General features: G+C 53.7%; 18 protein-coding genes. 10 read left to right on the forward strand and 8 right to left on the reverse strand.

Annotated elements, in window-relative coordinates:
• Positions 1 to 71: 71 nt before the first annotated feature.
• Positions 72 to 1,010: a 3-oxoacyl-ACP synthase III family protein gene (locus tag J2I47_RS11080; protein ID WP_207364652.1), complete on the reverse strand. Its 939-nt coding sequence runs from the start codon at positions 1,008 to 1,010 to the stop codon at positions 72 to 74.
• Between the two features lie 168 nt (positions 1,011 to 1,178).
• Positions 1,179 to 2,363, reverse strand: a complete 1,185-nt coding sequence (locus tag J2I47_RS11085; RefSeq protein WP_207364653.1) for an AI-2E family transporter — start codon at positions 2,361 to 2,363, stop codon at positions 1,179 to 1,181.
• 116 nt (positions 2,364 to 2,479) lie between these two features.
• Here J2I47_RS11085 and J2I47_RS11090 point away from each other — a divergent pair, with 116 nt between their 5' ends.
• The 7 genes from J2I47_RS11090 to J2I47_RS11120 all read left to right on the forward strand — a co-directional run bounded on the left by J2I47_RS11090 (position 2,480) and on the right by J2I47_RS11120 (position 7,552).
• Positions 2,480 to 3,319, forward strand: a complete 840-nt coding sequence (locus J2I47_RS11090; RefSeq protein ID WP_207364654.1) for a hypothetical protein — start codon at positions 2,480 to 2,482, stop codon at positions 3,317 to 3,319.
• A 139-nt stretch (positions 3,320 to 3,458) separates the two neighbouring features.
• Positions 3,459 to 4,160 carry a response regulator transcription factor gene (locus J2I47_RS11095; protein WP_207364655.1) on the forward strand — a complete coding sequence of 234 codons (702 nt, stop codon included), beginning with the start codon at positions 3,459 to 3,461 and terminating at the stop codon, positions 4,158 to 4,160.
• Positions 4,161 to 4,310: 150 nt separating this feature from the next.
• Positions 4,311 to 5,345 carry a sensor histidine kinase gene (locus J2I47_RS11100; RefSeq protein WP_207364656.1) on the forward strand — a complete coding sequence of 345 codons (1,035 nt, stop codon included), beginning with the start codon at positions 4,311 to 4,313 and terminating at the stop codon, positions 5,343 to 5,345.
• Between the two features lie 100 nt (positions 5,346 to 5,445).
• The gene (locus tag J2I47_RS11105) at positions 5,446 to 6,168 is read left to right on the forward strand and encodes an RluA family pseudouridine synthase (protein ID WP_207364657.1); all 723 of its coding nucleotides are present in this window, start codon (positions 5,446 to 5,448) and stop codon (positions 6,166 to 6,168) included.
• Between the two features lie 18 nt (positions 6,169 to 6,186).
• Entirely contained in the window at positions 6,187 to 6,489 is a 303-nt protein-coding gene (locus tag J2I47_RS11110; protein ID WP_207364658.1) for a Dabb family protein, read from the forward strand.
• Between the two features lie 2 nt (positions 6,490 to 6,491).
• Positions 6,492 to 6,908 carry a ketosteroid isomerase-related protein gene (locus J2I47_RS11115; RefSeq protein WP_207364659.1) on the forward strand — a complete coding sequence of 139 codons (417 nt, stop codon included), beginning with the start codon at positions 6,492 to 6,494 and terminating at the stop codon, positions 6,906 to 6,908.
• A 50-nt stretch (positions 6,909 to 6,958) separates the two neighbouring features.
• On the forward strand, positions 6,959 to 7,552 hold the full coding sequence (locus J2I47_RS11120) for a GNAT family N-acetyltransferase (protein ID WP_207364660.1): 594 nt from the start codon (positions 6,959 to 6,961) through the stop codon (positions 7,550 to 7,552).
• Between the two features lie 5 nt (positions 7,553 to 7,557).
• Here J2I47_RS11120 and J2I47_RS11125 read toward each other — a convergent pair whose 3' ends face one another.
• Entirely contained in the window at positions 7,558 to 9,219 is a 1,662-nt protein-coding gene (locus J2I47_RS11125; protein WP_207364661.1) for an ArnT family glycosyltransferase, read from the reverse strand.
• Positions 9,219 to 9,752 carry a hypoxanthine phosphoribosyltransferase gene (hpt, locus tag J2I47_RS11130; protein ID WP_207364662.1) on the reverse strand — a complete coding sequence of 178 codons (534 nt, stop codon included), beginning with the start codon at positions 9,750 to 9,752 and terminating at the stop codon, positions 9,219 to 9,221. Before hpt ends, J2I47_RS11125 begins: the two co-directional genes overlap by 1 nt.
• Before the next feature lie 99 nt (positions 9,753 to 9,851).
• Here hpt and J2I47_RS11135 point away from each other — a divergent pair, with 99 nt between their 5' ends.
• On the forward strand, positions 9,852 to 11,078 hold the full coding sequence (locus J2I47_RS11135) for a tetratricopeptide repeat protein (protein WP_207364936.1): 1,227 nt from the start codon (positions 9,852 to 9,854) through the stop codon (positions 11,076 to 11,078).
• A gap of 96 nt (positions 11,079 to 11,174) precedes the next feature.
• On the opposite strand, the gene J2I47_RS11140 is transcribed toward J2I47_RS11135, so the two are convergent.
• The 3 genes from J2I47_RS11140 to J2I47_RS11150 all read right to left on the reverse strand — a co-directional run bounded on the left by J2I47_RS11140 (position 11,175) and on the right by J2I47_RS11150 (position 13,330).
• The gene (locus J2I47_RS11140) at positions 11,175 to 11,636 is read right to left on the reverse strand and encodes an Lrp/AsnC family transcriptional regulator (RefSeq protein WP_207335104.1); all 462 of its coding nucleotides are present in this window, start codon (positions 11,634 to 11,636) and stop codon (positions 11,175 to 11,177) included.
• 176 nt (positions 11,637 to 11,812) lie between these two features.
• Complete coding sequence (locus J2I47_RS11145) at positions 11,813 to 12,115, reverse strand: TIGR03643 family protein (RefSeq protein ID WP_207364663.1); 303 nt, start codon at positions 12,113 to 12,115, stop codon at positions 11,813 to 11,815.
• 39 nt (positions 12,116 to 12,154) lie between these two features.
• Positions 12,155 to 13,330: an aminotransferase class V-fold PLP-dependent enzyme gene (locus J2I47_RS11150; protein ID WP_207364664.1), complete on the reverse strand. Its 1,176-nt coding sequence runs from the start codon at positions 13,328 to 13,330 to the stop codon at positions 12,155 to 12,157.
• A gap of 250 nt (positions 13,331 to 13,580) precedes the next feature.
• Between J2I47_RS11150 and J2I47_RS11155 the strand changes: the two genes are divergently transcribed.
• Both J2I47_RS11155 and J2I47_RS11160 read left to right on the forward strand, forming a co-directional pair.
• A complete protein-coding gene (locus J2I47_RS11155) occupies positions 13,581 to 15,200 on the forward strand; it encodes a beta strand repeat-containing protein (RefSeq protein ID WP_207364665.1) in 1,620 nt (539 codons plus the stop codon).
• Positions 15,201 to 15,475: 275 nt separating this feature from the next.
• Entirely contained in the window at positions 15,476 to 15,901 is a 426-nt protein-coding gene (locus J2I47_RS11160; RefSeq protein ID WP_207364666.1) for an ABA4-like family protein, read from the forward strand.
• 109 nt (positions 15,902 to 16,010) lie between these two features.
• Here the strand turns inward: J2I47_RS11160 and dxs are convergent, their stop codons facing one another.
• Entirely contained in the window at positions 16,011 to 17,945 is a 1,935-nt protein-coding gene (gene dxs / locus J2I47_RS11165; RefSeq protein WP_207364667.1) for a 1-deoxy-D-xylulose-5-phosphate synthase, read from the reverse strand.
• Positions 17,946 to 18,116: the final 171 nt, after the last annotated feature.

The raw sequence follows: 18,116 nt of genomic DNA on the forward strand, positions 1-18,116 counted from the left end.
AATCCATTGCATGGGGCCTAGCCCTATGATTCCTATGATCCCCAATGGCACCTATGATCCTTATTAATTCCTTACACCTCCAGCAGCATAGCACCATAGGAGTACCCCCCGCCAAAGACCGTGACCACAATGCGTTGGCCTTTCTGGAACGAATCCCAGCGTTCGGAGAGGGCAATGGCGCAGCCGGCACAACCCGTATTGCCCAGGTACTGAATGTTGGAAATCAGCTTTTCTTCCGGAAGGCCCAGCGTTTGCATCACGTTGCGGCTAATGCGCAGGTTGGCCTGGTGCGGCAGCACATAATCAACGTCAGCCACGGTGAGATTATGCCGTTCCAGAATCTGGAGGCTGGCTTTGGGCATGTAGATACAGGCATTCTGAAACACGTCGCGGCCATAGGGCATGATCACGCCCCGCACAAGCGGCTGCAATACCACCGCTTCGACAGCCTTGCCCGCATGGGCGGCTCCGCCCGTAAGCAGACCCGTAATGGTCATGTCGTTGTCTGACTGGCGTTCTTTCGTGATCAAAAGAGCCGCCGCCCCGTCGCCCCAGAGGTGACCCGATACGGTGTCATCTTCATTGTAGTAGGCCGTGTTGTGTTCGGTAACGACCACCAGTGCCCGAGAGGCTTTGTTTAGGGCAAAATAGCCTTCTACGATCTCAATAGCGTTGAGCAGCGACGAGCAGGCCGACGACACCGATACGGTGGGAATATCGGCAATGGCCAGGTGATGCTGCACCACGTGAGCCAGGGTAACAATGGTATCGTGGGGTGTATAAGTGGCTCCAACAATTAAGTCGACCGTCGATAAGTCGGCTTTGGCCATCAAACGGTTCACCACGGCTACAGACATGGTGCTGGTATTCTCGTCCGGGGCGGCCTTTCGGCGCTCACTAATTCCGGTCCGGGTGGTGATCCATTCGTCGGAAAGTCCGTTGAGTTGGGTAAAATGATCATTGCCAACTACTTGCTCAGGCAAATAGTGGCTAACTGCGTGAATAAACATGTGCCGGTTAACTTGGCGTCGAAGACAACAACTGAAATTAGGGGCGAAAGTTAAAACCTTCCAAGACGGTGTGGTACATTAACTAAGTATAATGCAACAACGAATAGGAATTATTTAACTGAGGATTAGGAAACTGCTCATCCATAACGATTCTGAGCAGGGGGGTGTTTATCGAATCAGCTTGGCATCGTCTTCGCCCCGGCCCACTTTCTCTTCTTCCTTGCCTATTTTACTCACTCGTCTGGGCAGCTGATCAGCCAGTTGTTGCAGGTTTTTAATGGGCGGGCGCGGTTTTTCGGCTTCACCCAATAAGAAACCATAGGGTTTCAGCGCGCTTACCGAATCAAAAATGACTTTGATAATGGCTGTCAGTGGCAGGGCCAGAATAAGGCCGGGCAGGCCCCAAAGGCTATCCCACAACAGCAGCGACACAATGGCGGCCAAGGGATTGATACTCACCTTCGACCCCACGATGTAGGGCGTGATAAAGTTGCCTTCCAGCGCTTGTACAAACAAAAACACCCCGATTACACCCAACGCTTTCAGCGGATTATCCTGTGTTACGAGCGTATAGGCGGCGGGCAGCAATGACCCCAGCGAGATGCCGAAGTAAGGAATCAGCACCAGACAGGCGCCAAAGAACCCGAAAAACACAGCATAGTCTACGCCCAGAATCATCAGGCCGACGGTCATGAGCGTACCAATCACCAAAATAACCAGCACCAGCCCTACCAGATAATCTTTCACCACGGAGTAGATCCGTTGCATCACGCCGTCTACTTTGGTGCGGTGTTGCTGACCAAAAACCTTGTAGAAAAATGACCGGAAAAAGTCGCGATAGAGCAGAAAGAAAAAGATAAACAGCAATACCAGCAGCACATCGGTCAGGGTACTGGTTGTGGCTAACAAGGTGGTTGTCAGCACCGTGCCGCCCGATTCCAAGATGGTGCTGACATACTTTTTAGCCTCGGTGACCTGCCGTTTACGGTCTATATTGAAATGGTCGTCGGCGTAGGTCTGGAGTTTAGACAATAGGTCATTGCCTTTCTTGATCACCTGCGGCAACACCTCGGCAAAGCTGCTGATCTGGGTAGTGAAGGCATATAATACGCCCACGATGACTGCAAGTGCCAGCACAAGGCAGACCAGAATAGCTAGTATTCGGGGAAAGCGCCACATCTCCAGCCGACGGCAGAGTGGGAAAAGCAACACCGAAAACAGAATGGCAAATACCAACGGAATCAGGAGCGACTGTAGCTCATAGAGGCCATAGACGATAATGACAATAGAAATTAAAACGGCCGCAAACCGCATATACAGCGGCTGTTGGACTTCGGTAGCGCGATTAATCATAAAAGCGGTAAGTCAGGAAAGTCGTAGGGTCAAGTCCTGTAAGTCCGGAATGCATTTAAAAAGACTTTCCCGACCTACAGGACTTAACCCTACGACTTTCCAGACTATTTTTAAGTATGTTTCCCTGGATCATCAACGTTTTAATTGGCATAAAGGTCGGATTTTGTTCGTGTGCGCCTGAAGTTCATCGGCTGGGTGTGGCGCGGGTGCGGTCGCAATACCGTGTGCAGCAGGTAGGTATGTTGCCGCCGGTCGTTAATGAAAGTTCTGGTCTTGCTCGCCGCAACGGTTTGCCAGGCAGTCCGGCCACATTCTGGACTATCAATGACGGCGGCGGACGGCCCACACTATACGGCATTAGCCTTACCGGTACGCTGATCGACTCGCTGCCAATACCCGGCGCACGAAACGTAGACTGGGAAGACCTGGCCCAGCAAGACAGCACCCGCCTTTTCATCGCCGACGTGGGTAACAACGCCAACACACGCCGGGATCTGGGGGTGTACTCACTGCCACCGTCTGCGGCTACCACCTTCTCCTTCTCCGACCAGACAGCTTTTCCGCCACAACAACGTAATTTCGATTGCGAGGCCGTTTTTTACGCGCGGGACAGCCTGTTTCTGCTGTCGAAAAACCGGTCGGGACACCTAGTGCGGCTGTATGGCATGCCCGCCCAACCCGGCAAGCAGGTGATAGCACCCCTGGATTCGGTCTACATAAAGTCGATGGTGACGGGGGCAGCCATCAGTCCTAATGGCCAAACGCTGGCGGTGTTGACCTACGGCAAAATCCTGTTTTTCGATCTTAGCGGCTCTGGTCCTATCCGGCTACGACGACCCACGGGTTGCCTGCGGGTGCCTCGCGCCCAGACCGAAGCCCTTGTCTACATCAACGACACAGACCTGCTGATGACCAACGAGTATGGCCGGATTTACAGGCTAAAAAGAAAGAAATAAGTCTCCATTTCGCCAGCCGTAATGGTGCCAAAACGACCACATACTGTTCGTTATCTTTGTGTTAAGAATGAAACAGTCGGGCTAACTTGCCCGCAACGCCGTCTACCTTTAGCGTTCAAGACATCTGTCGATAAGCCCCATGAGTACGGCAAAAGCCTCACCACAAGCCCACCGTGTATTGGTGGTCGATGACGATCCCGACATCCTCGAACTGCTCGAATACAATCTTCAGAAAGAAGGATACGATGTCAGAACAGCCCCCGATGGCCGGAAAGCACTGGAAATAGGCCGCGTTTTTCTGCCCGAGCTGGTTCTGCTCGACATTATGATGCCGCATGTGGATGGCATCGAAGCCGGGCGGCAACTCCGGGCCATGCCCGAACTCCGGCAGACGTACATTCTCTACCTCACGGCGCGCTCAGAAGAATACTCTGAAGTGGCTGCTTTCGAAGTGGGTGCCGACGATTACATCACCAAGCCCATTAAACCCAGGGCACTGATGAGCCGCATCAACGCCCTGTTTCGCCGCGAAGCCCAGAAAGCTGATACCGGCGACGTGATTCAGATTGCCGACCTCAGTATCAGCCGCCAGAATTATTCGGTCAACCAGGGCGATCAGACCATAATTTTGCCTAAAAAAGAGTTCGAACTCCTCTTCCATCTAGCCCAAACGCCCAATAAGGTGTTTAGCCGCGACGAGTTGCTTCAGAAGATATGGGGTGCCGATATTTATGTCCTCGAACGCACTGTCGACGTGCATATCCGCAAGCTCCGCGAAAAGATCGGCGAAGGCTATATTCGTACGCTTAAAGGCGTTGGGTATATGTTTGAGGTTAATTAGCGTATTTAATGAGTGAATGAGCGACGGTCCGACGTATCGGTGAGTGATTGAGTGAATAGTTTGGAGCGCTTCGCGCAGGTACTTTATATGCGCGAAGCGCTCCAAACTATTCACTCAATCACTCATTCGCTCATTCACTCATTCAAAAAAATGTCCCTCTCCCCCCGGTTCATTGCGCTGTTGCTGGCTTCGCTTATTGCTGGCCTTACCATGGTGTTTCTGGCGTTTGTGCCGGGCACTACGGGCAGCATGCTCTTTGTGGTGGGAGTGTCCTCATTTTTGCTGTCGTTCTTCCTGGTCCTCTACACCATCGACATTCTGGTGTATCGGGAAATCACGAAGCTCTACGAGGCCATCCGGAAGCTGAAAGTCCGCGACTTTTCTATCTCCCGAAAGTCGATTTTAAAGACGGGTAATCCCTTCAAAAAGCTGAACGACGAAATTTTCGTCTACGTAGCCCGGAAGCAGAAGGAGATCGACGAGCTAAAAAAAATGGAGCAGTTCCGCCGTGAGTTTCTCGCCGACGTATCGCACGAACTGAAAACACCCATTTTCGCGGCGCAGGGGTTTATCCACACCCTTATCGACGGAGCTGTAGATGACGAGTACGTCCGCGATAAGTTTCTGGCCAAAGCCGCCCGTAGTCTCGACGGCCTCGACGCACTTGTGCAGGACCTGGTGGCACTCTCGCAGCTGGAAACCGGCGAGTTACGCATGCACTTCGACCGGGTAGACATCCGGCATATTACCGACGAGATTTTCGAGCAACTGGAAAGCGTGGCGCAGGCCCGCAAAACCACGTTCCGGCTGAAAACACCGTTGACTGGACCGGTATGGGTACGTGCTGACAAGCAGCGTATTACGCAGGTAATGACCAACCTGATTCAGAACGCCGTGAAGTACGGTAATGACGGCGGCAAGGTGGTGGTAACGCTGGAAGATGAGGGCAAAAAACACCTGTTGGTAACCGTGAAAGACGACGGCCCCGGTATCCCACCCGAACACCTCAGCCGCATTTTCGAGCGGTTTTATCGGGTCGAAAAGAGCCGGTCTAAAGAGCAGGGGGGCACGGGCCTCGGCCTTGCCATTGTGAAGCACATCCTGAACGCTCACAAGTCAAAAATTACCGTACTGAGCCGCCTCGACAAAGGCACCGAATTTCGTTTCAAGCTAGACAAAGAATAGGGGATAGCTGGGTTGTAGGGGTAGTTGATTACCCTCGTTGTCTATTACATACAGCTTACCGCAACGGCCTACTGCCCACGTTTAGCCTTACCTTTGCGGTATGAAACTGAATTTTGCCGACCTCATCGTTTATGAGGACGATGACTATATACTCATCAATAAGCCCCCTTATGTGGCCTCGCTCGATGAGCGCACGCCCGACAAATCGGGGGTAAGCATCCTGCGGATGGCTAAGGCCTACAGCGATGATGCCCAACTGGCCCACCGGCTGGACAAAGAAACGTCGGGAATTCTGGCCATTGCCAAACACCCGGAGGCCTATCGGCATCTGGCCATGCAGTTTGAGCACCGCGAAGTGGTTAAACGTTACCACGCCATTACTAATGGGGTACATAATTTCGAAGGCATCTCGGTCTACCTGCCCATTGCGCCTGTGCGCGACGGCACGTCGGTGAAAATTGACCGGGAGAAGGGTAAAGTGGCTGAAACTATTTTCGACACCCTGCGCGCCTACCGCATCAACACGCTTGTGGAATGTAAGCCCATTACGGGCCGGATGCACCAGATTCGGGTGCATTTGCAGTGCCTGAAAGCCCCCATTGTCTCTGACCCAACCTACGGTGGCAAGCCCGTTTACCTGTCGCAGATTAAGCGCGATTTCAACCTGAAAAGCGACACCGAAGAACAGCCGCTCATTCAGCGCGTGGCCCTGCATGCTCATTCACTCACCTTTGCCAAACTCAACGGTGACGAAATGACCACCGAAGCCCCTTATCCCAAGGACTTCAGTGCCCTGGTGAAGCAGTTAGAAAAGAATCTTTAGCATCTGAATCCTCACTCTATGTTCCTCCACTCTGTCTATTTCTGGCTAAGCAACCCTGAGTCGACCGATGACCGGGCTGCGTTGCAAGCCGGTCTGGAATCATTGCGCGGCATTTCGGCTATCCAGACAGCCTATATCGGTACTCCCGCCGAAACGCGCCGCCCTGTTATCGACCACAGTTACGACCTGAGCCTGGTGTTGGCTTTTGCTGACAAAGCCGCCCACGATGTGTACCAGGACCACCCCGTACACCTGGAGTTTGTGGCCGAATGCAAGCACCTCTGGAGTCAGGTGAAAATTTATGATGTAGACGCAAAATAAGCATGACCCCATACGACATTGCCTTAACGTATTACAACGCCTTCAACCAGAAAGACTGGGCCACCATGCTGTCGCTGCTGAGCGACGACGTGCGCCATGACAGCAATCAGGGAGCCACACACGTTGGGAAGGATCACTTCACGCAGTTTCTTCAGCATATGGACGACTGCTACGACGAAACCCTGACCGATTTGGTAATCCTGACTGAACCCACAGGCACCCGGAACTCGCCTGAGCGGGTGGCCTGTGAGTTTGTGGTGAACGGGATCTATAAAAAAACCGATGGCGACCTGCCCGCCGCCCACGGTCAGACCTACGTGCTGCCGGCTGGATCGTTTCTCGACATCACCAACGGCCAAATCACGCGGGTGACGACCTACTATAACCTGCCGTTATGGGAGTCGTTGGTGAAGCAGTAAACCTATAAGGTTTCCAAAACCTTATAGGTTTAGTAACATCTTAACAGTCAGTGGGTAACCTCTCCTTCAAAACGTACCTCGGCCCTGATATTGCCACCGTTTTTGAACCGCTGGCCCATTTGCGCATTGCCGTTTTTCGCGACTTTCCGTACCTGTACGAAGGTTCAATAGCTTACGAGAAAACGTATCTGGAAACCTACGCAAAGGCATCAAAGGCGCTGCTGTTGGCTGTTTTTGATGGTGAAACTATGGTTGGTGGAACCACTTGCCTACCCCTTTGCGATGAAACCGACGAGGTGCAGGCCCCCTTTCGGCGGGCGGGCTACAACCTGGATGCTGTCTTCTATTTCGGCGAAAGTTTGTTGCTGCCCGCTTATCGGGGCATGGGCATTGGCCACCGCTTTTTCGATGTGCGCGAAGCCCATGCCCGGTCATTTGGCACCTACCGGCTTGCGTGTTTCTGCGCTGTTCAACGCCCCGCCAACCACCCCATGCGCCCCGCCCATTACCGTCCGCTCGATGCGTTCTGGCAGCAACGCGGCTACCAGCCCAATCCCGCTTTGCAGACTACCTTCTCCTGGCCCGACATTGGCGAAACGGTTGATACAGCCAAGCCCATGCAGTTTTGGGTGAAAGCGTTGTAAGTAGCCTACCTCCGCCGGAACATCACATAGCCGTTTTCTTCACGGTCCAGCACCAGGTTGGGGTTGGTGCGGTATTGGTCGGCCTCAGTGATTTTGGTGATAAAAAACGTGGGCCGGTCGACGGGGCCGTTCATCAGGAAGCCAGGCTGACGGGTACGTGGGTCTACAGGGGGCTGTTTGCGGAGGTAGAAAAGCTGGGCGTAGCTTTTGTAGCCAATAGGTTCGGCGTAGACGTGCTGACCCTGTTTTGTCTCATAAAAGCGTACTGCCGCCCCCTGCACGTATTCTTCAATGTTGGGCACGATCAGACTCAGATACAGCCACAGACAAACCGCCGTTGATCCAAAAAGTGCCCAAACTGGGCCGGGAAGCTCTGTTTCGTTCCATTGGTTTTTCTGCCGAACATGGCGGGCCAGCCGGGCAATGGCCGTGAGCAGCACCATCAGATAAACCGCGCCGATGATCCACTCCCAACCGCCCCACTGCACCGGAGCCTGGAGATTGGCCACTGCAAACCGGTCGTTAATGTAGGGAATCAGGGCCATTTTGTATTGCCCCACCACGGGCAGGGCCGTCAGCAGGACTCCCAGCAAGCCACCCACGAAAATCAGCCCTGCCGTAAGCCATCGGCTCCACTGCGCCCGGCCCGTAAGCAGGTCATGCAAATGTCGCGCAGCCAGGTATGATACCGGGAACCACGCCATGCTGGAGTAGTGCACAATCTTGGTTTTCACGATAGAAAACAGGATCATAACCACCCAAAACAGGGCCACCATCCAGAGTCGGAAATCGCGCGGGTCGGGTTGGGTGTAGAGGTAGCGGATGGCGAAAATGGATAAGGGAAAACAACCCAGCAGTACCACCACGAAATGGTAGTAGAACGGCTGCCCGTGGCCCGCGTCGGGGGTGCTGAACAGGCGGATCTGGTAGGTGATGAATTCCTTTAAAAACCAGGGTCCATTTTGGATTACTTCCAACCCAAACCAGGCCGAGGCCACGGCCAGCACTACCACAATAGCCAGGAGCGCATGGCCCAGCGTGAGCAAGGGCCGGAACCGCCGCACCAGTCGTGCCAAAACCCAGACTACCACAAACGTAAGCCCCGCCAGCAGGGCGCCCACCGGGCCTTTGGTGAGCACGGCCAATCCCACAAATAAGCCCGACAACGCGGCGTAGCGGGCCGCGCCAGCCTGCCCATAGCGCAGTACGGCCTCGTAGACGTAGCAGACGCCGAGGAAAATGAACAGGTTGAAGGTGGGGTCGATGATGCCGGTCTTAAAATACAGGTGCGGCGTGAGTGCACCCAGATACCCAATGGCCCACAAGAGGCCGAACTGAGGGCCGTGGAGGCGTTTTCCCACGAAAAAGAATGTCAGCAGCGTGGCAATGCCTATGAGCGCGTTGGGCAGTCGGGCGGCGTATTCACCTACGCCCAGCACCCGCATGGCCGTGACCTGAAGCCAGAAAAACAAAGGTGGCTTCTCCCAAAAAGGCTCGAAATTAATCTGCACACGGGCATAATTCCCCGTCACCAGCATCTCCCGCGCCGACTCGGCAAAGTTGATTTCGTCCCAGTCAAACAGGTGTACGCGACCCAGAAACGGCAGATAAAATACCGCGCCGAGCAGTAAAAGCAGGAGGGGATAATAGCGGGCAGATTGGGGCATCACGACTCTTTCAGCACATAAATATCTTTCGTGTTCCGGCCTAATCCGTTGTAATCCAGGCCATAGCCGACTACGAATTTGTTTTCGATGGAAAAACCGATGTACTCCAGGTGCATGGGTGTCTGGAGGGCGGCGGGCTTGAATAGTAGCGTGGCAATGGCGACCGAGGCCGGTTTTTGGGCCATCAGAAGGCGGTATACTTCTACGATGGTCAGGCCCGTGTCTACGATGTCTTCCACCACAATCAGGTCACGACCTTCCACCGCTTCGGTCAGGCCCAGAATCTGCTTCACCTGACCCGTAGAGGCCGTTTGTTCATACGAAGCCACCCGGATGAAGGTGATTTCGCAGTCGATGGTGAGGTTTTTGAGCAGGTCGGCGGTGAAGAGAACGGCTCCGTTCAGCACACCCACAATGAGCGGGCGGCGACCGGCATAATCGCGGTTAATCTGGTGGGCCAGTTCGGCGATTCGGTTTTGGAGCGTCTCATGGTCAATGAAGGGCACAAACGTTTTGTCGAGTACAGTCAGCATAGGATCAAAGGTAGGGCCTTTCTGATTTTTACGGGCTAAACAAACGGATACCCTGGCCGCAACGTTACTATGAAGACTTACTCACTATCCATTGTTCAGATGAAATCGTTGTTATTAGCCGTTTTGTGTACCTGTACCCTGCTGATGGCCCTGCCGGTGCAGGCGCAGCTTTATTCATCGGCAGATTTCGACAAGAAGTATGATGGCCTGCTGAAACACCCCGGCGTGCAGATCGAGTCGGCGGAGGCGATCAATTACATGTACAATTACAAGTTCGCGCTGGCCGACAAGGAGTTTCGCTGGTTGCGGCTACGGTACCCCAGCCACCCGATGCCCTACTTCCTGATGGGGATGGCCGAGTGGTGGAAAATGGTGCCCAACACCGACAATCCAGACTACGACGACCGTTGTCTGGCCCTGATGGACACCACGATCACGCTGGCTGAGAAACTGTATGACACGAGTGAAAATAAGCTGGAACCGGCTTTTTTCCTGGCGGGCGCTTATTCATACAAAGCGCGGATTTATTCGGAACGGAAGAAGTGGACAAAGGCCACCTTTGCCGGAAAAAACGCGCTTAAATATTTCGAGAAGTGCAAAGGCAACGGCGACCTGAACCCCGAGCTGATGTTTGGCGACGGACTGTATAACTATTACGCCAAGTGGATTCCCGAAAACTACCCCTTGCTGAAGCCCATTCTGATGTTTTTCCCAAAAGGCGACAAAGTATCAGGGATCAAGCAGCTGGAGAAAACGGCTAACAACGCGTTCTACACGCGGGTGGAGGCCCGGTATTTCCTGCTGCAGATTTACAGTATGGAAAACCAGTATGACAAGGCCTATGACATGGCCAAGTTCATGACCGAGCAGTATCCCGACAACCCGTTTTTCGAGCGTTATTATGCCCGGTCGGCGTTTGTGCGGGGGCGGCTAACGGAGGCCGAAACGCTGTCGAAAGATATACTGACGAAGATTGCCGCGGGGAAAGATGGCTACGAAGGCGTGAGCGGTCGTACGGCGGCTTACATTCTGGCCTATATCAACCAGAACTTCTATCACAACAACGCCGAGGCGAAGAAGTACTACCAGCAGTCGGTGGATTTTGCGTTGCAGACCAACGCCAAGAATGCGGGCTATTACTGGTCGTCGCTGCTGGGGCTTGGCCGCATTGCCGATGCCGAGAAAAACTACGATCAGGCCCGTGCCTACTACACCGAAGTAATGGACAACGCCGAACATAAATCGGCCCAGTACCAGGAGGCTAAGAAAGCCGTGAAAGAAGGCAAAGCAAGCCGACGGGAAGAGCGGAGGAAGCGAAAAGATTAATGTACAGTGCATAATGTACAATGAACAATGGGCTGACGCAAGCGCATTCGTGCGTCAGCCCATTGTTCATTGTACATTATGCACTGTACATTCCCTTCAAGGTATCGGCATCACTTTGCTTTCCTTGAACGTAGACAGAATCACCATGGTCTGGGTGCTGGCTACTTCTTCGATCTCGTTGATCGTTTCGAGCATCAGTTTCTGGTAGGCTGCAATGTCGTGCGAGATCACTTTCAGCAGAAAATCGCCGGAGCCGGTGATGTGGTGGCACTCAATAATTTCGGGAATTTCTTCCACGCGGGCTACGAACAGGTCGGTCACCATTTTTTTATGGCCTACCAGGTTAACCATGACAAAGGTGGTTACGCCGAGGCCTACTTTCTCACGGTCAAGCTGAGCGTGGTAGCTCTGAATAATACCCGACGTCTCTAGTTTTTTTACCCGTTCGAGGGTAGGGGCGGGCGAAAGTCCAATTTCTTTCGACAATTGAGCGTTGGTGATCTTGGCGTTGGATTGGAGTATATCTAAAACTTTACGGTCAATCTGGTCTAGTTTCATTCCGCATAGGGGGTTGTCTGTGGTGTTGCTCAGTACGACACGGCAAATTTACAGACTGGCGGCGTATTTGTTCTTAAAAAACGTTGTTTTAATGGGTTATTGTAAAATAATAATCTGGTATAAGCCTGTTTAGCCGCATAATATTGGGAGTAGAAATAGCCAAATTTTTCTACGAATTATCGCTTCGACAGCTTATTGCCCGTTATCGTCCGCTGACTTTTCGAGCGAAAGCGGGGTTCATCGCCTTCGGCCAGGATAGGTGATTTGGCCGCGTGTTTCGTTTTGCGCCCCTGTACCCGCTCCCGCCACATCCGGAACGACGAGGGCTTCATGTTCAGGCGCATAAGGGTAATTACCTGTTGCTCGGCCAGGCCGAATTGGGTTTCTATGGCTTCAAACGGCGTGCGGTCTTCCCAGGCCATTTCAATAATTCGATCCGTATCGGCAGCGGTCAATTGGGGTAAGTCGTTGGCTTTCATCTTGTGCGTATCTGGTTTACTATGTTCAGGCGGCTATGTTCAGACGGCTTCTCTGATTACCTCAATGGCCGTGTCTATCTCGCCTTCGGTGTTGTAGTAATGGGGCGACAGGCGCAAGGCCCAGGCCACACCTTTGCGCTCCCAGTCAATGAGGGCATAGTTGGTGAAACTCATCGAAAAGTTGATCTGGTACTGTTTCAAGGCCGTTTGCATCTTGTCTGGCTGCTGACCCGGACGTGTGAACAAAAGCAAACTGGCCAGGTGATTACCCTGGTCCAGCAAGCGCAGACCGGGTATACTGCTCAAACCCGTTTGCAGTCGGTTTCGGAGCATGGCGTTGCGTTCGGCAACGGCGGTCAGGTCAAGCGCATTGGCATAGCGGAGTGCTTCGGTCAGGCCCAGTTGCAGCGCCGGGGCCACTTCCCATTGCTCAAAACGCCGGGCGGTAGCTTGTGGCTCGTAGGCATCATCGGCAGTCCAGTCGGCACCGCGCATGTCGATAAACAGGGGTTCGAGACCCGCCTCAAGGGCACGGTCGCTGATGTAGAGCAGACCCGTACCACGTGGCCCCCGCAGAAATTTACGGCCCGTAGCACTTAGGAAATCGGCCCCGATGGCGGGGGCATCTACTGGCATCTGGCCAATGCTCTGGCAGGCGTCGACAATATACCAGGCTCCCACTTCCCGCGCCACGTTCCCAAACGCCTCCACCGGCTGAATTCGCCCCGAGTTGGTCGGTACATGGGTGATGGCAATCAATACGGGTCGCAGTTGCCGGGCCAATTCAATCAAGTGATCCACAATAACGCCGCCTTCAGGATGGTCGTTGGCCCGCACCACACGAATGCCAACCCGTTTTTGCAAGGACAAAAACGCGAACTGGTTCGAGATATAGTCGTCGTTGGTGGTCAGGATGACGTCGCCCGCCCGGAACGGAATGGCCGACAGTGCCCGCGCGTAGGCATCTGTCGCGTTGTAGGTAAAGGCAATATTGCGCGGCTGGGTGTGCAACAGCGTAGCGGCCTCTGTATAGAACCGGGCCAGCGGTTCGGCATAGCGGGCACCCGTTTCGTAGCCGCCGTGCCGGGCTTCTTCGGCGATATAATGTTGAATAGCTTCGCTCACCACCGTGGGCATTAGACCCGCACCAGCGTTGTTGAGGTGAATCAGTTGCGCCGTAGTGGGTGTGTCACGGCGGAGGTTGTCAATATCCATGCAGGCAGTTTGTCCAGAAAGAGACAGTAAGTCAACCCCCTTTTTCAACCATATGTTCGTACGCATCGCAGGCTACATCGCTTCGGCCTGCTCATCGCCAATCAGGGCCTATCTTTTGTAGAAAAGGACCATTTAGTCAAAGAACGCCTTCCAGTAAATACCTGAACGGCCTTTTTCAGGGTAAACAGTTTATAGAGTCAGTTCGGTACCTAACCCAGTTCTGGCTATGCGCTATAAACTACTACTCACCATGTCTCTCATCAGTACGGCAACGGTCGGCTGGAGCCAGGGCAACACAACGATACTTACGCAGCTTGGCAACTCCATGACAGCCAATGCCAGTCAGACAGGTACGGGGCTTACGGCCATCATCAGCCAGACGGCTTCCTCCCCCACGTTCAATACTGGTTTGGGGGCAACTATAACGCAAAATGGCACGGACCACAACGCTATTATCCGGCAGGATGACAACTCGGAAGGCAACGTAGCCAGGATCGTGCAGATGGGCAATGCACCCGGTAGCAACATGGCCACGATCAGCCAGAGCAGCAGGAGTGGTGGTACGGGAGCACGAGGCACAGACCCCGCCCGCCTGGGCGATAATCTGGGTAACTATGCCATCAGTAACCAGACGGGTGCGGGCAACCAGGTGAGCATTTCGCAGGATGGCACCAACACCATTCAGAACTACGCGTTTACCGAGCAGTTTGGCACAGGCAACGGTATGGGTAGTACCGGCCCCGTGCGCATCAACCAAAATTCCAGCAACGACAACCGAGCCGAAATTCGGCAGGGTACCGCTGCGGTTAATGTGTCGGGCAACGGGGCCGTTATCAATCAGCAGGGAACAAGCCATAGCGATAACCTGACCAACGACGCATTCATAACGCAGTTGAGCAACAACAACCAGGCAACCATCCTCCAAACTAACACGCTCATTGGCAGTGGCACGAACGTGCTGCGAAACAACGTGGCTTCTATTCAGCAGGAAGGGGCTGGTAATCACGTGGCTACCATTACCCAAAGTGCACGCTTTGCCGGTGATGCCATCTGGCCTTTCGCGGTAAGTCCCAACGCATTTGGCATGTCGAGCAGCACATCTACTGTTTCACAGACAGGCTTCGGCAACACAACCGACGTTATGCAGGCGGCTGATGCGTATGGGGTAACGGCTACAGTCACCCAGTCGGGCAGTGGGCAGGTGGCGCTGGCTAACCAGGTATATGGTTCCAGAAACAATGCCATCACCATCACGCAGGCGGGCAGCAACAACCATGCGCTGATCAACCAATACGGGTCCGACACCTACTTCAGCGATGGCAACAAAGCGACCATTGCGCAATATGGGGACACTCACCGCGCCCGTATCGACCAACTTTCGACCAACATCTACGCAACAGGCTACGGTGAAGCGACCATACGGCAAGGCACGGCAGGTACCACAAGCACTCAAAACTCAGCTACCATTACCCAGTTGCAGACCTGGAACGGCACGGCAACGGTTGGCCAGAACCTGCTGGTTAGCGGGGGAAACAACCTCGCCGTGGGTAATCAGACCTACTCGACAACCAATAAGCTGATAATCAGACAGGAAGGGTCATATAACGTGGCCATATTGACCCAACAGGGTGGCACGTTAAGCAGTGGCAACACAGGTACTGTAACGCAAACTGGCACTGGCAATGTGCTGCAAAACGGTGCGGGGGCTGCCGTTGATGGTTCCTTCGCTCAGCAAAACGGCACAGGCAATGTGCTGACCGTTACGCAGACTGGTAGCCCGTTATCAGGAATGGGTACTGTTAGCAACGTGGCCAATGTAAATCAGGTTGGTATTAACCAGACTGCCATCATTACGCAGTCAGCTAATTAGCCTGACTGTGTGGTAACGAAGTCAGTGCCGACAGAGTGAGCGCCTCCATTCACTACTCGCCAGGGCTTGGTTATGAAGCCTAAAGCTTAGTCGGTCATGAAACCGTAGGATTGTTCAATTCCTGAGCTAACGGTACAAAAACTTTAGTTATCCACACTTTTGGCCAAAACGACTGTGGATAACCTAAGTTATTGTGGATTACTTTTGTTGACCCCTCTAAACTAAAGCATTGCTTTAGGCAATTATGGGTAGTAGTCCAACCTTATCTCTTTCGTATGTCAAACGAAGCGGCCTTCTCCTTAGCCAATGCGCTGGTATTGCCACAGTGGTTACTCATGATGTTTGCCCCAAGCTGGCAGGTTACACAATGGCTAACGAAACTGCTGTTTATTCCGGCGTTGCTAGCCATCCTATACCTGTATTATCTGCTCACCAGCAGCGGCTCCGGCGGACTAGATTTCATGAGCTTCGCCACGTTAAAAGGAGTAATGACCCTTTTCGAAAAAGGTGGCGAACGCGTGATGTTGGCGGGCTGGATTCATTACCTTGCCTTCGACCTCGTAGCCGGTAGCTGGATTCTCCGCGACGGACAGCAGCGCGGCATTGCTCACGGCTGGCTCGTGCCCTGCCTGCTCTTCTGCTTCATGCTCGGCCCCACAGGCCTGTTGTTCTACGTAATTGTACGGGCGGTGCGGGGGTAACGTACCACGGACTTCAGTCCGTTATTGACCATAAGTACGGACTGAAATCCGTGGTACGCAAAAGGCCGCTTTCTCGTGAGAAAGCGGCCTTTACAAGAATATCAATTCGCTAAACTGCTACCCGGTCACCGGCATAGAGCAGTTCACGAACGGCTTCTGCAATGCCGTCGGGATCGAAGCCACACTCGCGGTGCAACTCGATCTGTTCGCCGTGTTCAATTACCGCGTCAGGGATGCCCAGGCGCTTAACACGAGCCAGATAGCCGTGGTCGGCCATGAATTCCAGCACCGCCGAGCCAAAACCACCCATGATGCAGCCATCTTCCACAGTCAGAATCCGGTCGAAACGGCGGAACACCTGGTGGAGCATGGCCTCATCGAGAGGTTTGGCAAACCGCATGTCAACATGGGCAGGGCGAATGCCTTCTTTTGCCAGAGCAGCCGAGGCCGTAACGGCGTAATTGCCAATGGCTCCGAGCGTTAGGATGGCTACGCCTTCGCCGTCCTGCACCATCCGGGCTTTGCCAACGGTCATTTCTTCCAGCGGTGTTTTCCAGTTAGGCATCACACCTTCGCCCCGTGGGTACCGAATCGTGAACGCCTGTTTGCCTTTCTGAATCGTTTCGGAAGCGGCCGTAAACATCATGTTGCGGAGTTCCTGCTCGTTCATGGGCGCGGCCACAATCATGTTCGGAATGCACCGCATGTAGGCAATATCATAGGCCCCGTGGTGCGTTGGCCCGTCGGCACCGGCAAAACCGGCCCGGTCGAGGCAGAAGATCACGGGCAGTTCCTGAATGCACACGTCGTGGATGACCTGGTCATAAGCCCGCTGCATGAAGGTGGAATAGATGTTGCAAAACACCACCTCACCCCGCGTAGCCATGCCCGCCGAAAACGTCACGGCATGTTGCTCGGCAATACCCACGTCGAACGCGCGCGTAGGCATGGCTTTCATCATGATGTTCATCGACGACCCCGACGGCATAGCGGGCGTAACCCCCACAATGCGCGGATTTTGCTCGGCCAGTTCAACCAGCGTATGACCAAAAACGTCCTGATACTTAGGTGGTTGGGGTGTGGTGAAGGTTTTCTTCTGAATCACGCCGGTGAGTTTGTCGAACAGACCGGGCGCGTGCCACTTTGTTTGATCTTTCTCAGCGGGGGCATAACCCTTGCCTTTCACCGTCAGCACATGCAGGATTTTGGGACCTGGAATCGTCTTTAAATCGGCCAGTACTTCCACCAGCCGGTCAACGTCGTGCCCGTCGATAGGACCGAAGTAGCGCAGATTCAGCGACTCGAAGAGGTTGCTCTGCGACAGCACCGATGATTTCACGGCCGTCTCCACTTTCGAAACAATCTCCTGCGCCGACTTGCCAAACGTGCTAAACTTACCCAGCAGGTTCCAGACCTCATCTTTTACCTTGTTATAGGTCGGCGAGGTAGTGATGTCGGTCAAGTATTCGCGGAGGGCACCTACGTTGGCGTCGATGCTCATGCAATTGTCGTTGAGCACGATCAGCATATTGGCATCGGTGGCCCCGGCATGATTCATGCCCTCAAACGCCAACCCGGCGGTCATGGCTCCATCGCCAATGACAGCGATGTGGTTACGGGTTGGATTTCCCTGCAACTGCGAGGCCACGGCCATTCCCAACGCTGCCGAAATCGAGGTCGACGAGTGGCCTACGCCAAAGGAATCGTAGATGCTTTCTTTCCGCTTCGGAAAGCCCGACAGGCCGCCGTAGAAGCGGTTTGTGTAGAATTTCTCGCGTCGTCCCGTCAGGATTTTATGGCCGTAAGCCTGATGGCCTACGTCCCAGATCAACTGATCGTCGGGAGTATTGAATACGTAATGAAGGGCAGTGGTTAGTTCAACTACGCCCAACCCGGCACCAAAATGGCCACCGTAGACCGATACCACGTCGATGATATACTGACGCAATTCGTCGCAAAGTTGGGGGAGGCTCTCCTTGGGCAGTTTACGCAGGTCGTCGGGGGTATTGACGGTTGCAAGGAGGTTGCCGGGGGTAATGAGCATGGTGACGGCGGTGATGTCTGCGTGAAGTGTTGACTATGGGAAGTTAACAAGCGGCAAAACAGAATGTTTGTACCTGACTTTGACACTATTGGACAGCCAACAGGAAAAGCCGACAAAGCTACGGCGCATTTAGGATAAATCGAATAAATAACGCTGTAACAGCCCGGTTTC

It is taken from the genome of Fibrella rubiginis (assembly GCF_017353185.1).
GTDB lineage: Bacteria > Bacteroidota > Bacteroidia > Cytophagales > Spirosomataceae > Fibrella > Fibrella rubiginis.

Bases quoted from the DNA above. Each gene is read 5' to 3' on its own strand.
- J2I47_RS11095 (WP_207364655.1), top strand. From the start codon at position 3,459: ATGAGTACGGCAAAAGCCTCACCACAAGCCCACCGTGTATTGGTGGTC.
- dxs (WP_207364667.1), bottom strand. From the start codon at position 17,945: ATGCTCATTACCCCCGGCAACCTCCTTGCAACCGTCAATACCCCCGAC.
- J2I47_RS11080 (WP_207364652.1), bottom strand. From the start codon at position 1,010: ATGTTTATTCACGCAGTTAGCCACTATTTGCCTGAGCAAGTAGTTGGC.
- J2I47_RS11135 (WP_207364936.1), top strand. From the start codon at position 9,852: ATGAAATCGTTGTTATTAGCCGTTTTGTGTACCTGTACCCTGCTGATG.
- J2I47_RS11125 (WP_207364661.1), bottom strand. From the start codon at position 9,219: ATGCCCCAATCTGCCCGCTATTATCCCCTCCTGCTTTTACTGCTCGGC.
- J2I47_RS11155 (WP_207364665.1), top strand. From the start codon at position 13,581: ATGTCTCTCATCAGTACGGCAACGGTCGGCTGGAGCCAGGGCAACACA.
- J2I47_RS11105 (WP_207364657.1), top strand. From the start codon at position 5,446: ATGAAACTGAATTTTGCCGACCTCATCGTTTATGAGGACGATGACTAT.
- J2I47_RS11145 (WP_207364663.1), bottom strand. From the start codon at position 12,115: ATGAAAGCCAACGACTTACCCCAATTGACCGCTGCCGATACGGATCGA.
- J2I47_RS11150 (WP_207364664.1), bottom strand. From the start codon at position 13,330: ATGGATATTGACAACCTCCGCCGTGACACACCCACTACGGCGCAACTG.
- J2I47_RS11090 (WP_207364654.1), top strand. From the start codon at position 2,480: ATGTTTCCCTGGATCATCAACGTTTTAATTGGCATAAAGGTCGGATTT.
- J2I47_RS11115 (WP_207364659.1), top strand. From the start codon at position 6,492: ATGACCCCATACGACATTGCCTTAACGTATTACAACGCCTTCAACCAG.
- J2I47_RS11110 (WP_207364658.1), top strand. From the start codon at position 6,187: ATGTTCCTCCACTCTGTCTATTTCTGGCTAAGCAACCCTGAGTCGACC.
- J2I47_RS11140 (WP_207335104.1), bottom strand. From the start codon at position 11,636: ATGAAACTAGACCAGATTGACCGTAAAGTTTTAGATATACTCCAATCC.
- J2I47_RS11160 (WP_207364666.1), top strand. From the start codon at position 15,476: ATGTCAAACGAAGCGGCCTTCTCCTTAGCCAATGCGCTGGTATTGCCA.
- hpt (WP_207364662.1), bottom strand. From the start codon at position 9,752: ATGCTGACTGTACTCGACAAAACGTTTGTGCCCTTCATTGACCATGAG.
- J2I47_RS11100 (WP_207364656.1), top strand. From the start codon at position 4,311: ATGTCCCTCTCCCCCCGGTTCATTGCGCTGTTGCTGGCTTCGCTTATT.
- J2I47_RS11085 (WP_207364653.1), bottom strand. From the start codon at position 2,363: ATGATTAATCGCGCTACCGAAGTCCAACAGCCGCTGTATATGCGGTTT.